Below are 13,987 nucleotides of genomic sequence, written 5' to 3'. Positions count from 1 at the left end.
CCGCTATATGACGCCATAGGGAATGAATGGATGCAAGCGAAGTTGGTTATTACTTCGAGTAGAACTCGACGATCAGCTGTTCCTGAAGCGGAATGTCGATCTGTGCGCGTTCCGGGGTCTGGTGCACGAGGATGCGCAGGGACTCAGGAACAACCTGAAGCCATGCCGGGACGACAGCGTCGACCAGGTTCTCCTGTGCCTCTTCGAACCAAATCATCTTCTGCGACTTCGGGCGCACGTCGATGATGTCGTACTGGCTTACCTGGAAGGACGGCACGTTAATCTTCTTACCGTTAACGGTGAAGTGGCCGTGGGAAACCAGCTGACGAGCCTGGCGACGGGTACGAGCCAGACCAGCGCGGTAGACAACGTTGTCGAGACGCGACTCCAGCAGGACGACGAGGTTATCGCCAGTCTTGCCCGGACGACGGTGAGCCTCGGCGTAGTAGCGACGGAACTGCTTCTCCATCACGCCGTAGGTGAAACGTGCCTTCTGCTTCTCCTGGAGCTGGAGCAGGTACTCCGACTCCTTGATACGAGCGCGGCCAGCCTGCCCCGGAGGGTAGGGACGACGCTCAAAGTTCATGTCGCCACCGACGAGGTCGACGCGGAGACGACGGGACTTACGGGTTGCGGGACCGGTATAACGGGCCATTTCTGTTCTCTCCTTACCCTATTCCTAGACGCGACGACGCTTCGGCGGACGGCAGCCGTTGTGCGGCTGAGGGGTCACATCCGAGATCGAGGACACCTCAAGGCCAGCGGCCTGGAGGGAACGGATGGCGGTTTCGCGGCCCGAACCCGGACCCTTAACGAAAACGTCAACCTTCTTCATACCGTGCTCCATGGCCTTACGAGCAGCGTTCTCGGCGGCCATCTGAGCAGCGAACGGAGTGGACTTACGAGAGCCCTTGAAACCGACGTGACCAGAGGAGGCCCACGAGATAACAGCGCCCTTCGGGTCCGTGATGGACACGATGGTGTTGTTGAAGGTGGACTTGATGTATGCGTGGCCCTGAGCCACGTTCTTCTTTACAACGCGACGGCCGGTACGACGGCCGCGTGCGGACTTCGGAGCTGCCATGTTTTACTTCTTCTTTCCGGCGATCGTCTTCTTCGGACCCTTACGCGTACGAGCGTTGGTCTTGGTGCGCTGACCACGGACTGGCAGGCCACGACGGTGGCGCAGACCCTGGTAGGAACCAATCTCAATCTTGCGGCGGATATCAGCCTGAACCTGGCGGCGGAGGTCACCCTCGACCTTCCAGGTAGCTTCAATCACGTCACGCAGCGCAGCAACCTGCTCATCGGTGAGAGCGTCGGTGCGCAGATCCGGAGAGATGCCGGTCTTCTCCAGCAGCTCATTGGCACGGGCGGGGCCGATGCCATAGATGTAGGTAAGAGCGACCTCCATACGCTTGTTGCGTGGCAGGTCAACTCCAGCAAGGCGTGCCATACGGCAATTTCCTTCCGGTTGATGCGGTGGTTTACTCCACTGCCATCCTTCCCAGACCCGGCTTACTCGGTCGGACGCCGAGTCGCGCAAGTGTTATAGAAAGGCTCCAGCCACCGTTGCCGGAGGTATTCTCGCTTACTTCTGTGGAAAAGCTTTCATAAAGAACCGCCGCGCCGAACTGCTGAGACACCAGGTCTCAACATCACGCGGCCGTCACCAGAAGCAGCTAGGACGGTGGAGTTTCTGTCTAGTTAGTAAATAAGCCCATAACCACTACCAACAGTGGTCAGGTCGATTTACTTGTAGCGGTAGACGATTCGCCCACGCTCGAGATCGTACGGAGAAAGCTCCACTACGACTCGGTCTTCCGGGAGAATACGGATGTAGTGCTGGCGCATCTTGCCACTGATATGGGCGAGCACCTTGTGCCCGTTGTCCAGCTCCACTCGGAACATCGCGTTCGGCAAGGGCTCGACGACGCGACCCTCAACCTCAATTGCGCCTTCCTTTTTAGCCATGTCCTCCACGTCTCTCTGGCGGATACCCGGGACAATCCCGGCACCAGTTGGGAAATCTCTACTCTGCCTGGTGTTTTAGCAGTTCCGTGCAGAGATAATCATCACTGCAGCGACACTGCGCCCACACCATCGCCCAACTTTACACGCGACCTGCGTTTTTACCAAATACGACCACTATGGGACCGGTTGCAAGCGACGGCAGGCGGATTCGCTCCCCGCGCTCAGAATTCATCGCAGCCTTTATGGCAACATTCTGACCTTTCGCGTGGCCTCTCACGCACTAGTTATTCATATCGAGGAGTCAAAATACGGGGGCCGTCCGCTGTGGCGGCAACTGTGTGCTCCCAATGGGAGGCCGGCATTCTATCGGCGCTGACGACCGTCCAGCCGTCGTCAAGCTCATCACTACCCCACTCGCCGCCGAGAATGAGCATCGGTTCAATGGCCAAAACGGAGCCTTCGACGATGCGGGGCCCCTTTCCTGCTTTGCCTTCGTTGGGAAGGAAGGGATCCATGTGCATCTCGCGCCCAATGCCGTGCCCGCCGTATCCATCGACGATGCCGAGTTCAATATCGTGGCGCAGTTCAGCCTCACGGGTGGCCATTTCAAGCGCATACGAAATATCGGTGAGGCGAGCGCCCGGCACCATGGCCTTAATACCTTCGGCGAGGACCTCTGATGTCGCAATGTTCAGCTTTTCGACATCGTCACTCAGCTTTCCGACGCCGAAAGTAAGTGCCGAATCGCCGTGCCAGCCATCCAGGATTGCGCCACAGTCAATTGAGACTAAATCACCATCGGCGAGAACCGTAGACGAAGACGGAATGCCGTGGACAATTACTTCGTTCACTGATGCGCAGACAGATGCCGGGAAGCCTTCGTAGCCAAGGAAGGACGGCGTTGCGCCAGCATCGATAATGACCTGGTGCGCAATCTCATTGAGATCTGCCGTGGTGACCCCTGGCTTAGCGGCGTCTCGGCAGGCTAGCAATGCACGACCGACGATCTCGCCGGCCGCTTGCATCGCATCCAATTCTCCCTCGGTGCGGGCAGGAACTACTTTGCGGCGGCGTCGAAAACTCATCACGCTGGTTGAGTCTACTCTGCCCCAGAAGGGAACCACCGGCTAGCTGTACCCCGCCACCTACGAGGGCGCCGCTCGGATCGCTGCCACTTCCGAGAAATTTACACCCAAAGATGAGCTGCCCTACGATAACTGGCATGCATTCACTGTTGAAGTCCGCGCAGACTGCGGGCGTTGTTATTGCTGCCAGCTCGCTTTTCCTGGTTGGCGCATGCTCAAGCAACCCCGAGCCGTCGCCGGCGCCGACTGTCCCCTCCACTTCCCCTGCCGCAGAATCGCCGGAGGCCCCTGGAAGCACCTCGGGTTTCATGGGCACCTCTGCACTGCCTGAGTCGCTCCAAAACTTCACACCTGATGCAATTAAGGAGGCGATTGGCAGCTGCGTCGAGTCGGATGACTCTAAACCCGTCATTTTTGGCAGCGAGAGCGTACATGGCTTCACCTGCGTAATGGCGGTTGGCGACGGTGGCACCGCAATGCTCAGTACTGCCGAGGACCCGGCCACTGTCGAGCGCATTAACGAAAAGGCTGAGTCCGTCGAGAGCTACACGCCATACGAGCTACCCGGCAAGCACGCATTTAGCGGCATCAGCAAGGGGTCCCCTTTCGTTATGGTTATCGACGAGGATAACCGCATCTACCAAGAGTTCGTTTTCGCGAATATTGGCGCCGAGGCTGCACAGCCACTTATCGACGAAATCATTCAAGACTTCCAGTAGCCCTCACTATCGGCTGCCCCCACCCCAGCCCCAACAGCCACACACAAAAGCCGCCCTTCCAAACCTCAACGGTTCGAAAGGGCGGCTTCAACAACCATCTACAACCGGCAAACCCATCGGCCCCAGCCAGCGAAAAAGCTAGAGCGTCTAGTTACCCGGTGTGCCAGGAGCCTAGTTCAGCTTCTCCAGCTCAGCCATCGTGCGCTCGTTAATCTCCTCAACGGATCCCTCAGCGGCAATCTTGATGATCTTCTCCGAGTAGTAATCCAGCAAAGGAGCGGTCTCATTGGTGTACACATGCATGCGGTTGCGGATGACCTCTTCAGTGTCGTCTGCGCGACCACGGGCCAGCATGCGCTCGACGACGACATCCTCAGAAACGTCGAACTGTACGACCGCATCCAGCTCAGTGCCGAGGTTGGACAGCAGACGCTTCAGCTCTTCTGCCTGACCAACAGTGCGCGGGAAGCCATCCAACAGGAACCCCTTGGCAGCGTCGTCCTCATTCAGACGGGACTCGACCATACGCACAGTCACGTCGTCCGGAACAAGGTTGCCGGCGTCGATGTAGGACTTCGCCTCAATGCCAAGCGGAGTGCCTTCACCGATGTTTGCGCGAAACAGGTCACCGGTGGAGATGTGCGGGACACCGAGCTTTTCCGAGAGGATAGCTGCCTGAGTGCCCTTGCCTGCACCGGGAGGACCTACAAGTACGAGTCGCATTACTTCAAGAACCCTTCGTAGTTACGTTGCATCATTTGGCTTTCAACCTGCTTGACCGTCGTCAGCGCAACACTGACCAGAATCAGCAGGGCTGTACCTCCAAACATACCGCCTGTACCGGAGTTCGCGTCGCCAAGCCCCATATCAAGAGCGACATTTGGCAGAACAGCAATCAGCGCCAGGTACAGCGAGCCGACAGTCAGCAGGCGAATCAGGACGTAGGACAGGTATTCAGCAGTCGGACGTCCCGGGCGGAAGCCCGGAATGAATCCACCGTATTTCTTCATGTTCTCCGCCTGCTCGTGCGGGTCGTACTGCACGGAGGTGTAGAAGAAGGAGAAGAAGATGATCATCAGGAAGAACAGCAGAATGTACTGCCAACTGGACGGCGCCAGCAGGTACTGAATGACATTGCGCTGCCACCAGTTGTCCATGTTCGGATTCGACTGACCGGACTGAACAATCTGGGTAATCAGAACCGGCACGTAAATCAGAGAGGACGCGAAGATGACAGGGATAACACCGGCCTGGTTCACCTTCAGCGGCAGGTAGGTGGAAGATCCGCCGTACTGGCGACGACCAACCATGCGCTTTGCGTACTGCACCGGAATACGGCGCTGTCCCTGCTCAATGAAAATAACGCCGATGATGAGAATCAGCACGGCAACAATCACGGTGGCGAACACGACACCGGTAGTGGAGCGCAGAATGTTCGCTCCCTGCGCCGGCATACCAGCGGCGATACCGGAGAAAATCAGCAGCGACATACCGTTGCCGACGCCTCGGTCAGTGATGAGCTCACCCATCCACATGACCAGCACGGCACCGGAGGTCATCACAACGACCATCACCACGAGGTCAAAGACACCCGCATCCTTAACCAGCAGCGACTGCGAGCCACCCAACAGGGCACCTCGGTCTGCCATGGCCACAATGCCTGCAGACTGCAGCAACGCCAACGCCACTGTGAGGTAGCGGGTGTACTGGGTCATCTTTGTCTGACCCGACTGCCCTTCCTTCTTCAACTGCTCGAAGTGTGGAATCACCACCGTGAGCAGCTGGACGATAATCGAGGCCGTAATGTACGGCATAATGCCGATGCCGAAAATCGCCATCTGCAGCAGAGCGCCACCTGAGAACAGGTTAATCAGCGAGTAAACGCTGGACTGATCTTTCGAAATCTGCTCGAGCTGCGCGTTGACCAACTGGTAGTCGATACCAGGGGTTGGAATCTGCGAGCCGATTCGGTACAGAATGATCATCGTCAGAGTGAAGAAGATCTTCTTACGCAAATCGGGATCGCGCAACGCCGCAATGAGACCGGAAGCCACGTGCATCCTCCCGAGGTCAAGAAATCCGCTTCTCCCACGCTTTTCCCGAAAGACTTACCCGCTTATCCGCCAGTAGTCTCCCGTTTTAGTTAAGCAACGCGGATGACGTATTCCTCAAACCTTTAATTGACAGTATTTGACGTAGTGAGTCTACCAGCGTTTCTCCACATCGTCGCAATACACCTCCATATCACCGTTAGTACAGCGCCCCGCCAATCACCTCTTTTCGCTTGACGACGATCCCAGCGCCCCCTCCCCTCTGAGCCCACGCCCCTCACTGTGCTCCACCCAATTTTCCCAGACAAAACTTGAACAGTGTTAAAGTTTTGCTCTGTGAGTACCTACAGTATCCGCATGCGATCCAGCGCCGATGGCTGCCATATCTCTGGCGCTGAGCGTCTTGCACCGGTTGTCGAACTACCTCAGCTGGCTTCTGCAATGACTAGCCGTGCACTTCACCACGACAAGGGTCGAGCCGACACAATTCACATCACTGTGGACAAGGTTGAAGAGTCAGCTATCGGCACCGTGCCCGCGTTGACTCCCTTTCTAGAGTCGAACCCCAGCCCTGAGGACGCACGCAATCTCATTGCTCAACGCCTACACGCTGCAGGCATACAGGCAGCCGACATCGCCGTCGAAATGGCCTATTCACTCACAGGTCTCCGCGGTGCCGCTCTTATCGATGCCTCCTCCGGTGAACGGCTCGACCCAAATCCTGCCCGTGGTGTACGGGTTTCCACTTTTGATGCCATCTCGCACCCCAGTAAGGACTGCACCAAGGATCATTTTCACGAGGCGCTCATCCTCGCATCTAAGGTTCACAGCGCCCCGGGTATCGTCGCAGAAATCTGCCTCTCTGATGACCCCTTTTACACGCGGGGATATCTGGCGCTGGACGGAATCTTTCACCGTATCCCCAATATCAAGGACCACGGCAGCACTCTTGGTACTCGCATCTTCATCGTTGAACCCGGCACCGATATCCCCGAGCTAATCGATTACCTGGAGAACGCGCCGGTCTACGTCGAGCTCCCAGCTGACGCCAGTTCCTCGCCGGACGTGACCGCCCCCAACAGCGACCTCTCAGCAATCGCCGCCCAAAGGAACTCGGCCTGGGCCGCTGAAGGGCTTGCCCGCACACTGCGCACTTTCGAAACCGGACAACTGCCACACAGCCGAATTGACGGAACCGACTATCTACTGTTTTCTTCTTCGGACTACCTCGGCCTGTCCACGCACCCTGAACTCATCTCAGCTGCCACCGAGGCAATTGGACATTTCGGCACCGGGTCCGGCGGCTCTCGCCTGACCACCGGCACTAGCATCCACAGCGCACTTGAGAATGAACTGGCGCAGTTCTTCGGTTTCGACGATGCCGTTCTCTTTGCGACTGGCTACCAGGCGAACCACTCAACCATCGCCGCCATTGCCACCGCCGATGTTGAAATCTTCTCCGATGCCGCCAACCATGCTTCCATCATCGACGGTTGCCGCAATGCCCGAGCTAAAGTCACGGTCTTTCCGCACGCTGGCTACCAGGCACTCGACCGTCTCCTCGAAACATCGAGCGCTCGCCACAAGCTTGTCATCTCCGACTCAGTGTTCTCCATGTCAGGCGAAGTCATCGACGGCCCCGCACTCGAGCGCACCTGTCGCCGTCACAACGCATGGTTGATGCTTGACGACGCCCACGGCGTCGGCGTTATCGGAGAGCAAGGCCGTGGCACCGCATCGCACCTGGGCATTCACCCGGACATTGTGGTCGGCACCGCGAGCAAGGCTCTCGGTGTCGAAGGAGGATACGTTCTCTGCTCGGCACCAGTTGGCGAACTGTTACGCAATCAAGCCCGTAGCTTCGTGTACTCAACGTCGATGAACCCCGGTTCCGTCGCAGCTATCCGTGCAGCGTTGAAGCAGTTGGAGGCTGGAGACGTCGTCAAGCGATTGCAGCGTAATATTGCGCGCGTCCGCTCCCTGGTTGGTGCACAGGCCGACCCCGCATCTGCGATTATCCCGCTGCCCGTCGGCGACGAAGCCGAAGCGATGGACGCCTCAGCACGGTTGGCGGAGCTAGGCGTGTACATACCTGCGATTCGCTACCCGACGGTTCCCCGTGGTGAGGCAATGTTGCGATTGACCATTACAGCGCTCCATACGGACGCTGACATCGACCGACTGGAGCAGGCTCTGCGCAACACCGGCCTGCTGTAAGCGGGCGGTTTGCGCTGCCCTCCCCTCCCCTTTCCTCCCTTTCAATACAAAAAGAGCTCTTAACCACTTGGGTTAAGAGCTCTTTTGTTAAAGCTTAAATGCTTTAGGCCTCAGTGACAGAGCCGCCTGCAGCCTCGATCTTGGACTTTGCGGAGCCCGAGAACTTGGTTGCGGTGACGTTGACGGAGACGTTGATGTCGCCGTCGCCGAGGACCTTCACCGGCTGGTTAGCGCGGACAGCGCCCTTTGCAACCAGGTCGGCGATGGTGACGTCGCCACCGTTCGGGAACAGACGCTCCAGATCCGAAACGTTGACCACCTGGAAGGTGACCTTCGCCGGGTTCTTGAAGCCCTTCAACTTCGGCAGACGCATGTGAAGTGGCATCTGGCCACCCTCGAATGCTGCCGAAACCTGCTTGCGGGCCTTGGTGCCCTTGGTGCCGCGACCAGCGGTCTTACCCTTGGAAGCCTCACCACGGCCGACGCGAGTCTTCTTCTTCTTAGCACCCGGAGCCGGGGCCAAGTCGTGGAGCTTAATTGGTTCGCTCATGGTTTACCTACTCCCCCGCTACTTCTTCAACCTCGACCAGGTGACGCACAACGTTCACGAGACCGCGCACAGCCGGAGTATCCGGGCGAACGGCGGAATCGTTGATGCGCTTCAGGCCGAGGGTGCGCAGCGAATCCTTCTGGTTCTGCTTGGTACCAGCGGTACCACGGACCTGGGTAATCTTCAGTGCCATGGAAATCACGCTCCCTGACCTGCGCGTGCGCGCAGCATACGTGCCGGAGTTACCTCTTCGAGGGACTTGCCACGACGTGCGGCGACCTCTTCGGGGCGAACCAGCTGCTTGAGGGCATCAACGGTTGCGTGAACAACGTTGATGGAGTTGTTGGTACCCAGCGACTTGGACAGAACATCCTGAACACCGGCGCACTCGAGCACCGGGCGGACAGCGCCGCCGGCGATGAGACCGGTACCCGGGGCAGCCGGGCGCAGCAGCACGATGCCAGCAGCGGTCTCACCCTGAACCGGGTGGGTGATGGTGCCGGCAATCATCGGGACGCGGAAGAAGTTCTTGCGAGCCTCTTCAGCACCCTTCTGAATAGCTGCCGGTACTTCCTTGGCCTTGCCGTAGCCGACGCCGACCATGCCCTCGCCGTCACCGACGATGACCAGAGCGGTGAAGCTGAAGCGACGACCACCCTTGACGACCTTGGAAACTCGGTTGATAGTTACTACGCGCTCGATGTACTGCGAACGCTCGTCCTGCTGGCGACGGTCGTTACCGCGGCCACCACGACGGTTGTTGTTCTTGTTGTCAGCGGAGTTACGTCCGCCTTCGCGCTTATCGCGTTCCGACATCACGCATTCCTTCCGTTGGACTTGTAAGTGCGCATTAGAACTTCAGACCACCTTCACGGGCAGCCTCGGCCAGAGCAGCAACGCGGCCGTGGTACTGGTAACCACCGCGGTCGAAAACGACCTTCTCGATGCCAGCATCCTTGGCGCGAGCAGCAATCAACTCGCCGACCTTGGCACTCTTGGCCTTCTTGTCGCCCTCGAAGCCGCGGAAATCTGCGTCCAGAGTGGAAGCAGCAGCCAGGGTACGACCGATGGAGTCGTCGATAACCTGAGCGGTGATGTGGCGGGAAGAGCGGTGTACGACGAGGCGCGGTGCCTCGGAGGTGCCGCGGACGTTCTTGCGCAGGCGTGCGTGACGGCGGGCACGGGCGACACGACGACGAGTCGAGATGTCCTTGCCTACCGGGAGGCGCTTTTCGTTGGTGTTGCTCATTACTTACCCGTCTTTCCGATCTTGCGACGGATCTGCTCGCCATCGTAACGAATACCCTTGCCCTTGTAAGGATCATCCTTACGCAGACGACGGATGTTAGCTGCGAGCTGTCCGACCTTCTGCTTATCAATACCTGTGATCGACAGCTTGGTGGTGCCGTCGACGTCGAAGGTGATACCTTCCGGTGCTTCGATCAGGACTGGGTGCGAGTAGCCCAGGGAGAACTCGAGGTCCTTGCCCTTCTTGGCGACACGGTAACCGACACCGAAGATTTCCATCTTGATGGTGTAGCCCTCGGTAACACCGACAACCATGTTGTTGATCAGCGAACGGGACAGGCCGTGCAGGGAGCGGTTCTTGCGGTGGTCATCCGGACGGTTGACAACAATCTCATTGTCCTTCAGCTCAACGGTGATCGGAGCCGGGATAGAGACAGACAGCTCGCCCTTCGGGCCCTTGACGGAAACGTCCTGGCCGTTGACCTCAGCAGTAACGTTTGCCGGGACAACGACAGGGTTCTTACCAATACGAGACATTGTGTAGTTCCCCCTTTACCAGACGTAAGCGAGGACTTCCCCGCCAACCTTCTTCTCGTAAGCCTGACGGTCAGTCAGCAGGCCCTGAGACGTGGAGATGATAGCCACGCCCAGGCCACCGAGGACCTTTGGCAGATTAGTGGACTTTGCGTAAACGCGCAGACCCGGTTTGGAGACGCGACGCACGCCAGCGATGGAACGCTCGCGGGACGGACCGTACTTCAGGTTCAGGGTCAGGGTCTTGCCGACCTTGGCGTCCTCGACAGCGTAGTCCGCGATGTAACCCTCAGACTTGAGGATCTCGGCGATGTTGGCCTTCAGCTTGGACGACGGCATCGAGACAGAGTCGTGGTACGCGTTGTTAGCGTTGCGCACGCGCGACAGCATGTCGGCGATTGGGTCAGTCATGGTCATGATTAGTGACCGTATCCTTTCTCGCTGCGGTTCCTTCTCACCTCGTGGCCAGCTCCGATGACCGTGGAAACAGCAACTGTCACACGGCGAAAGCTTGGGTTGGAGCTATTGCCAATATCGTGATTCCGGCGATTTAAGGGCTACTGTTCGCCAACTCGGTTCAGTAGCCGAGTCAGCTCGCCACCCAAGTGACGCCAGAGACGATGCGAGGCGAGGGGCCTACAGCAAAGTTCTTACATTTACTGTCGCACCTCATATAGAGGGCAGACCTGGTGATACTAACAAACCCCTGCCGAAATGCAAAAACGCCGCGGCCGGACGTTAGTCCGCTCGCGGCGTGAAGCCCCACCAATTAACAGTGGAACTCAATTCCTAGCCGACATGGCGCCGGCTAGAGGAAATTAGTAGAGCTGGTCGGCGATGATGTTACCCATTGCCTTTTCACCAGCCACCGTCGGATGGTTGGTCATCGGACCCATCACCGGGTCTGCGAAACCGGCGACGAAGCGCTCATCCGGGTTCGGGTTGCAGGTACCGTGGCCGAGGGTTGCCTCGTAGACGTCAATGAAGCCGGCACCTACGTGGTGAGATGCGGAGCGAATGCTGTCACGGAATGCACCCTGGATCTCGCTGGCACCCGGTGCCGGGATCGGGAAGGTCTGGTCCGAGGTGTTCACCAGGCACAGCTGATCATCAGTGGCGTACTCAGGGTACGACGCCAGGACGACCTGAGCGCCCGGGGCAACCTGGTGGACGCGGTCAGTGAACTGACGCAGCGTCTGCTTGAACGCGGATGGAGCCTGGGGATCCGGCTTTGCGACAAGCTCGCCTGCCACGTCAACCCACTGGACCCAGTCCATGCCGCCGTACATCAGGACAACCTTCTCGGTGCCCTCTCCGATGTCGCCGTACTGGATGGAAGCCTCCAGGTATGCGAGGAGCTGACCCGGGAAGCCGCCAAGACCGTTACAGGACCAGTCACCCAGGGACTTGTTCAGCTTCGAAGCTGCAATCTTCGGCCAGTTTTCCATGTCGGTAGCGCAGTTAGCGACCAGTGCGTTCTGTCCCGGCGCCAGTCCACGCGGGCCGCCCTTACCGGCATTAGCGGTGAAGGAGTCACCGAAGGTAACGATTTGCTTGACGCCCTTCGGGCCGGTGTCGCCGATACCCGGAATCGGAATGTTCGGCATTTCCGGCAGTGCCGGCTGTGCGTTGGCAGCACCTGCACCCAAGCTCAGACCCAGAGCCGCAACAGTTGCAATAGCAGCCGAGCGGACGGCCACGGAGAAGTTCTTCATGTAGTTAATCCCTTTGCGTTTTAACTTAAGAACCGCTCTGTGTAGAACCACTGGCTCAATCACACAGAAGCTGAAGTCACTTAAGTCTTGCCCAAATTGATAACGACCACAATGCATTTTGGCGGCCGTCACTATGACGAATGGCAGTTTACAACGAAATCATCACAAACGCCTAACTTTCAACTGAGAAACCTTGTGGCTTTACTAATTTCCAACCCCCAAAAAGGGTCAACTTTCCCACCAGCAACACTGGTAACTTTTACGCAGGCCCCGCACAGCGACCTCACTCCCCCACGAACATAAGCAGTTAACAGAGCAGCAAAAAGCCCCGGAGGCCAAGCGGCATCCGGAGCTTTAGGCAAAAGCTACCGAAGAGGCAAAACTACTTCTTGAACGGGAAGCCCAGCTCGCGCAGCAGCGCGCGGCCTTCCTCGTTGTTGGTAGCGGTGGTCACGACGGTGATGTCCATACCGCGCGGGCGATCGATCTTGTCAACGTCGATCTCGTAGAACATGGTCTGCTCAGACAGGCCGAAGGTGTAGTTACCGTGACCATCGAACTGCTGATCAGACAGACCGCGGAAGTCGCGGATTCGCGGCAGAGCCACGGTCAGCAGACGATCCAGGAACTCCCACATACGGTCGCCACGCAGGGTGACGCGAGCGCCGATGGCGTCGCCTTCACGAAGCTTGAAGTTAGCGATCGACTTGCGAGCACGACGGGTCTCCGGCTTCTGACCGGTGATCAGAGTCAGGTCGTTGATAGCACCGTTGATCTGCTTCTTGTCCTGAGCAGCAGCGCCGACGCCCATGTTGACGACGACCTTGGTGACGCCCGGAATCTGCATGACGTTCTCGTAGGAGAACTCTTCCTGCATCTTGCCGCGAATCTCATCGCGGTAACGGGCCTTCAGACGAGGGGTGTAATTTTCGCTCATGCTTAGATGTCCTTCCCGGTACGGCGGGAGATGCGAACCTTCTTGCCGTCCTCATCGAAGCGGTAACCGACGCGAGTCGGGGTACCATCTTCGTCGACCAGCATGACGTTCGACACGTGAATCGGAGCTTCCTGAGTGACAATGCCACCCGAGGATGCACCGCGCTCCGCAGCGGAGTTTGCAACGTGCTTCTTGATACGGTTAACGCCCTCGACCAGGACCTTGTCGCGCTTCGGGTAGGCCTCGATGACCTTGCCCTGAGCACCCTTGTCCGGACCGGAGATAACCAGCACGGTATCGCCCTTACGGATCTTCACTTAAATCACCTCCGGTGCGAGCGAGACAATCTTCATGAACTTCTTGTCACGCAGCTCACGCGCGACAGGGCCGAAAATACGGGTGCCCTTTGGCTCACCGTCGGCCTTGATGATGACAGCTGCATTCTCGTCGAACGAGATGTAGGAGCCATCCGGACGACGGGTCTCCTTCTTCGCACGGACGATGACTGCCTTAACAATTTCGCCTGCCTTGACGTTGCCGCCCGGAGCAGCTTCCTTGACAGTTGCGACAATGGTGTCGCCAATGCCAGCGAAGCGTCGGGTCGAGCCGCCGAGAACGCGGATGCACTGGATTTCACGTGCACCAGTGTTGTCGGCAACGCGCAGACGGGATTCCTGCTGAATCACTGCGTTTCTCCTGACCTGGTTGCATTGTGCGTCAGATTTCCGTCCTAAACGCACGCGGTCTTTATGTCTTGCGTTTACGCTTTACGACGAAAGCACCTGCTAGAGGCAACTTCCATATCGCTTTGACCCCGTGCTAACTACGGCCATAGACCGTTGAGAGCAGCACGCAGCCACTTCGCGCAACCTGTGTATTATGGCACGTTCGTGCGGGACAACAAAATCTCTTAGTTTCATGCCCCCAACATGGTTTATACCCTCCGCAGCAACCCTA

19 protein-coding genes and 1 pseudogene are annotated in these 13,987 nt (G+C 58.1%); 3 read left to right on the top strand and 17 right to left on the bottom strand.

The genetic code is table 11. The features are described 5' to 3' along the window. Positions 1-49 precede the first annotated feature (49 nt). The 5 genes from rpsD to map form a co-directional block, all read right to left on the bottom strand. Entirely contained in the window at positions 50-655 is a 606-nt protein-coding gene (gene rpsD / locus HMPREF3053_RS08850) for a 30S ribosomal protein S4 (protein ID WP_005509964.1), read from the bottom strand. 24 nt (positions 656-679) lie between these two features. After that, complete coding sequence (gene rpsK, locus HMPREF3053_RS08845; protein ID WP_016422078.1) at positions 680-1,084, bottom strand: 30S ribosomal protein S11; 405 nt, start codon at positions 1,082-1,084, stop codon at positions 680-682. A 3-nt stretch (positions 1,085-1,087) separates the two neighbouring features. Further along, positions 1,088-1,456 carry a 30S ribosomal protein S13 gene (gene rpsM, locus HMPREF3053_RS08840; RefSeq protein WP_005509836.1) on the bottom strand — a complete coding sequence of 123 codons (369 nt, stop codon included), beginning with the start codon at positions 1,454-1,456 and terminating at the stop codon, positions 1,088-1,090. 296 nt (positions 1,457-1,752) lie between these two features. After that, positions 1,753-1,974 carry a translation initiation factor IF-1 gene (infA, locus tag HMPREF3053_RS08835; RefSeq protein ID WP_016422077.1) on the bottom strand — a complete coding sequence of 74 codons (222 nt, stop codon included), beginning with the start codon at positions 1,972-1,974 and terminating at the stop codon, positions 1,753-1,755. Between the two features lie 284 nt (positions 1,975-2,258). After that, positions 2,259-3,059, bottom strand: a complete 801-nt coding sequence (map, locus tag HMPREF3053_RS08830; protein WP_049190406.1) for a type I methionyl aminopeptidase — start codon at positions 3,057-3,059, stop codon at positions 2,259-2,261. Between the two features lie 137 nt (positions 3,060-3,196). Here map and HMPREF3053_RS08825 point away from each other — a divergent pair, with 137 nt between their 5' ends. Beyond that, on the top strand, positions 3,197-3,778 hold the full coding sequence (locus tag HMPREF3053_RS08825; RefSeq protein ID WP_070545638.1) for a hypothetical protein: 582 nt from the start codon (positions 3,197-3,199) through the stop codon (positions 3,776-3,778). A 171-nt stretch (positions 3,779-3,949) separates the two neighbouring features. On the opposite strand, the gene HMPREF3053_RS08820 is transcribed toward HMPREF3053_RS08825, so the two are convergent. After that, positions 3,950-4,501 carry an adenylate kinase gene (locus tag HMPREF3053_RS08820; protein ID WP_005509947.1) on the bottom strand — a complete coding sequence of 184 codons (552 nt, stop codon included), beginning with the start codon at positions 4,499-4,501 and terminating at the stop codon, positions 3,950-3,952. Beyond that, complete coding sequence (gene secY / locus HMPREF3053_RS08815; protein ID WP_048731466.1) at positions 4,501-5,838, bottom strand: preprotein translocase subunit SecY; 1,338 nt, start codon at positions 5,836-5,838, stop codon at positions 4,501-4,503. The genes HMPREF3053_RS08820 and secY overlap by 1 nt, the downstream gene beginning before the upstream one ends. Before the next feature lie 348 nt (positions 5,839-6,186). Between secY and HMPREF3053_RS11300 the strand changes: the two are divergent. Both HMPREF3053_RS11300 and HMPREF3053_RS11295 read left to right on the top strand, forming a co-directional pair. Continuing rightward, positions 6,187-6,846: pseudogene (locus HMPREF3053_RS11300) on the top strand (6-carboxyhexanoate--CoA ligase); the annotation flags it as partial. Positions 6,847-6,894: 48 nt separating this feature from the next. Next, positions 6,895-8,046, top strand: a complete 1,152-nt coding sequence (locus HMPREF3053_RS11295) for an aminotransferase class I/II-fold pyridoxal phosphate-dependent enzyme (RefSeq protein WP_370647672.1) — start codon at positions 6,895-6,897, stop codon at positions 8,044-8,046. 103 nt (positions 8,047-8,149) lie between these two features. On the opposite strand, the gene rplO is transcribed toward HMPREF3053_RS11295, so the two are convergent. From rplO to rplN, 10 genes are all read right to left on the bottom strand, one after another. Next, complete coding sequence (gene rplO, locus HMPREF3053_RS08805; RefSeq protein WP_016422071.1) at positions 8,150-8,596, bottom strand: 50S ribosomal protein L15; 447 nt, start codon at positions 8,594-8,596, stop codon at positions 8,150-8,152. 7 nt (positions 8,597-8,603) lie between these two features. Further along, complete coding sequence (gene rpmD / locus HMPREF3053_RS08800; RefSeq protein ID WP_005509843.1) at positions 8,604-8,789, bottom strand: 50S ribosomal protein L30; 186 nt, start codon at positions 8,787-8,789, stop codon at positions 8,604-8,606. Between the two features lie 5 nt (positions 8,790-8,794). After that, a complete protein-coding gene (gene rpsE, locus HMPREF3053_RS08795) occupies positions 8,795-9,412 on the bottom strand; it encodes a 30S ribosomal protein S5 (protein ID WP_005510059.1) in 618 nt (205 codons plus the stop codon). Between the two features lie 34 nt (positions 9,413-9,446). Then, positions 9,447-9,845 (bottom strand): 50S ribosomal protein L18, encoded by a 399-nt coding sequence (rplR, locus tag HMPREF3053_RS08790; RefSeq protein ID WP_048760670.1) that lies wholly within the window; start codon positions 9,843-9,845, stop codon positions 9,447-9,449. Beyond that, the gene (rplF, locus tag HMPREF3053_RS08785; RefSeq protein WP_048760667.1) at positions 9,845-10,381 is read right to left on the bottom strand and encodes a 50S ribosomal protein L6; all 537 of its coding nucleotides are present in this window, start codon (positions 10,379-10,381) and stop codon (positions 9,845-9,847) included. Before rplF ends, rplR begins: the two co-directional genes overlap by 1 nt. A gap of 15 nt (positions 10,382-10,396) precedes the next feature. Then, positions 10,397-10,795 (bottom strand): 30S ribosomal protein S8, encoded by a 399-nt coding sequence (gene rpsH, locus HMPREF3053_RS08780; RefSeq protein WP_005509822.1) that lies wholly within the window; start codon positions 10,793-10,795, stop codon positions 10,397-10,399. Positions 10,796-11,196: 401 nt separating this feature from the next. Next, positions 11,197-12,093 (bottom strand): GDSL-type esterase/lipase family protein, encoded by an 897-nt coding sequence (locus tag HMPREF3053_RS08775; RefSeq protein WP_049170004.1) that lies wholly within the window; start codon positions 12,091-12,093, stop codon positions 11,197-11,199. Between the two features lie 382 nt (positions 12,094-12,475). Next, complete coding sequence (gene rplE, locus HMPREF3053_RS08770) at positions 12,476-13,030, bottom strand: 50S ribosomal protein L5 (protein ID WP_005509901.1); 555 nt, start codon at positions 13,028-13,030, stop codon at positions 12,476-12,478. A gap of 2 nt (positions 13,031-13,032) precedes the next feature. Further along, positions 13,033-13,347, bottom strand: coding sequence for a 50S ribosomal protein L24 (rplX, locus tag HMPREF3053_RS08765; RefSeq protein WP_005509963.1), 315 nt, complete (start codon positions 13,345-13,347; stop codon positions 13,033-13,035). Then, entirely contained in the window at positions 13,348-13,716 is a 369-nt protein-coding gene (gene rplN / locus HMPREF3053_RS08760) for a 50S ribosomal protein L14 (RefSeq protein ID WP_070653456.1), read from the bottom strand. Between the last annotated feature and the right edge of the window lie 271 nt (positions 13,717-13,987).

Origin of the sequence: Corynebacterium sp. HMSC064E07 (assembly GCF_001815745.1) — a bacterium.
GTDB classification, from domain to species: Bacteria; Actinomycetota; Actinomycetes; order Mycobacteriales; family Mycobacteriaceae; genus Corynebacterium; species Corynebacterium jeikeium_D.
Note: the sequence above shows the minus strand (reverse complement) of the source record. Positions and strands in the feature narration are given on the sequence as shown.

What these genes read in the sequence shown, in the direction of transcription:
- rpsD (WP_005509964.1), bottom strand. Translation starts at nt 655, where the DNA reads ATGGCCCGTTATACCGGTCCCGCAACCCGTAAGTCCCGTCGTCTCCGC.
- infA (WP_016422077.1), bottom strand. Translation starts at nt 1,974, where the DNA reads ATGGCTAAAAAGGAAGGCGCAATTGAGGTTGAGGGTCGCGTCGTCGAG.
- HMPREF3053_RS08820 (WP_005509947.1), bottom strand. Translation starts at nt 4,501, where the DNA reads ATGCGACTCGTACTTGTAGGTCCTCCCGGTGCAGGCAAGGGCACTCAG.
- HMPREF3053_RS08775 (WP_049170004.1), bottom strand. Translation starts at nt 12,093, where the DNA reads ATGAAGAACTTCTCCGTGGCCGTCCGCTCGGCTGCTATTGCAACTGTT.
- map (WP_049190406.1), bottom strand. Translation starts at nt 3,059, where the DNA reads ATGAGTTTTCGACGCCGCCGCAAAGTAGTTCCTGCCCGCACCGAGGGA.
- rpsH (WP_005509822.1), bottom strand. Translation starts at nt 10,795, where the DNA reads ATGACCATGACTGACCCAATCGCCGACATGCTGTCGCGCGTGCGCAAC.
- rpsM (WP_005509836.1), bottom strand. Translation starts at nt 1,456, where the DNA reads ATGGCACGCCTTGCTGGAGTTGACCTGCCACGCAACAAGCGTATGGAG.
- rplF (WP_048760667.1), bottom strand. Translation starts at nt 10,381, where the DNA reads ATGTCTCGTATTGGTAAGAACCCTGTCGTTGTCCCGGCAAACGTTACT.
- secY (WP_048731466.1), bottom strand. Translation starts at nt 5,838, where the DNA reads ATGCACGTGGCTTCCGGTCTCATTGCGGCGTTGCGCGATCCCGATTTG.
- rplE (WP_005509901.1), bottom strand. Translation starts at nt 13,030, where the DNA reads ATGAGCGAAAATTACACCCCTCGTCTGAAGGCCCGTTACCGCGATGAG.
- rpsE (WP_005510059.1), bottom strand. Translation starts at nt 9,412, where the DNA reads ATGTCGGAACGCGATAAGCGCGAAGGCGGACGTAACTCCGCTGACAAC.
- rpmD (WP_005509843.1), bottom strand. Translation starts at nt 8,789, where the DNA reads ATGGCACTGAAGATTACCCAGGTCCGTGGTACCGCTGGTACCAAGCAG.
- rpsK (WP_016422078.1), bottom strand. Translation starts at nt 1,084, where the DNA reads ATGGCAGCTCCGAAGTCCGCACGCGGCCGTCGTACCGGCCGTCGCGTT.
- rplR (WP_048760670.1), bottom strand. Translation starts at nt 9,845, where the DNA reads ATGAGCAACACCAACGAAAAGCGCCTCCCGGTAGGCAAGGACATCTCG.
- HMPREF3053_RS08825 (WP_070545638.1), top strand. Translation starts at nt 3,197, where the DNA reads ATGCATTCACTGTTGAAGTCCGCGCAGACTGCGGGCGTTGTTATTGCT.
- rplO (WP_016422071.1), bottom strand. Translation starts at nt 8,596, where the DNA reads ATGAGCGAACCAATTAAGCTCCACGACTTGGCCCCGGCTCCGGGTGCT.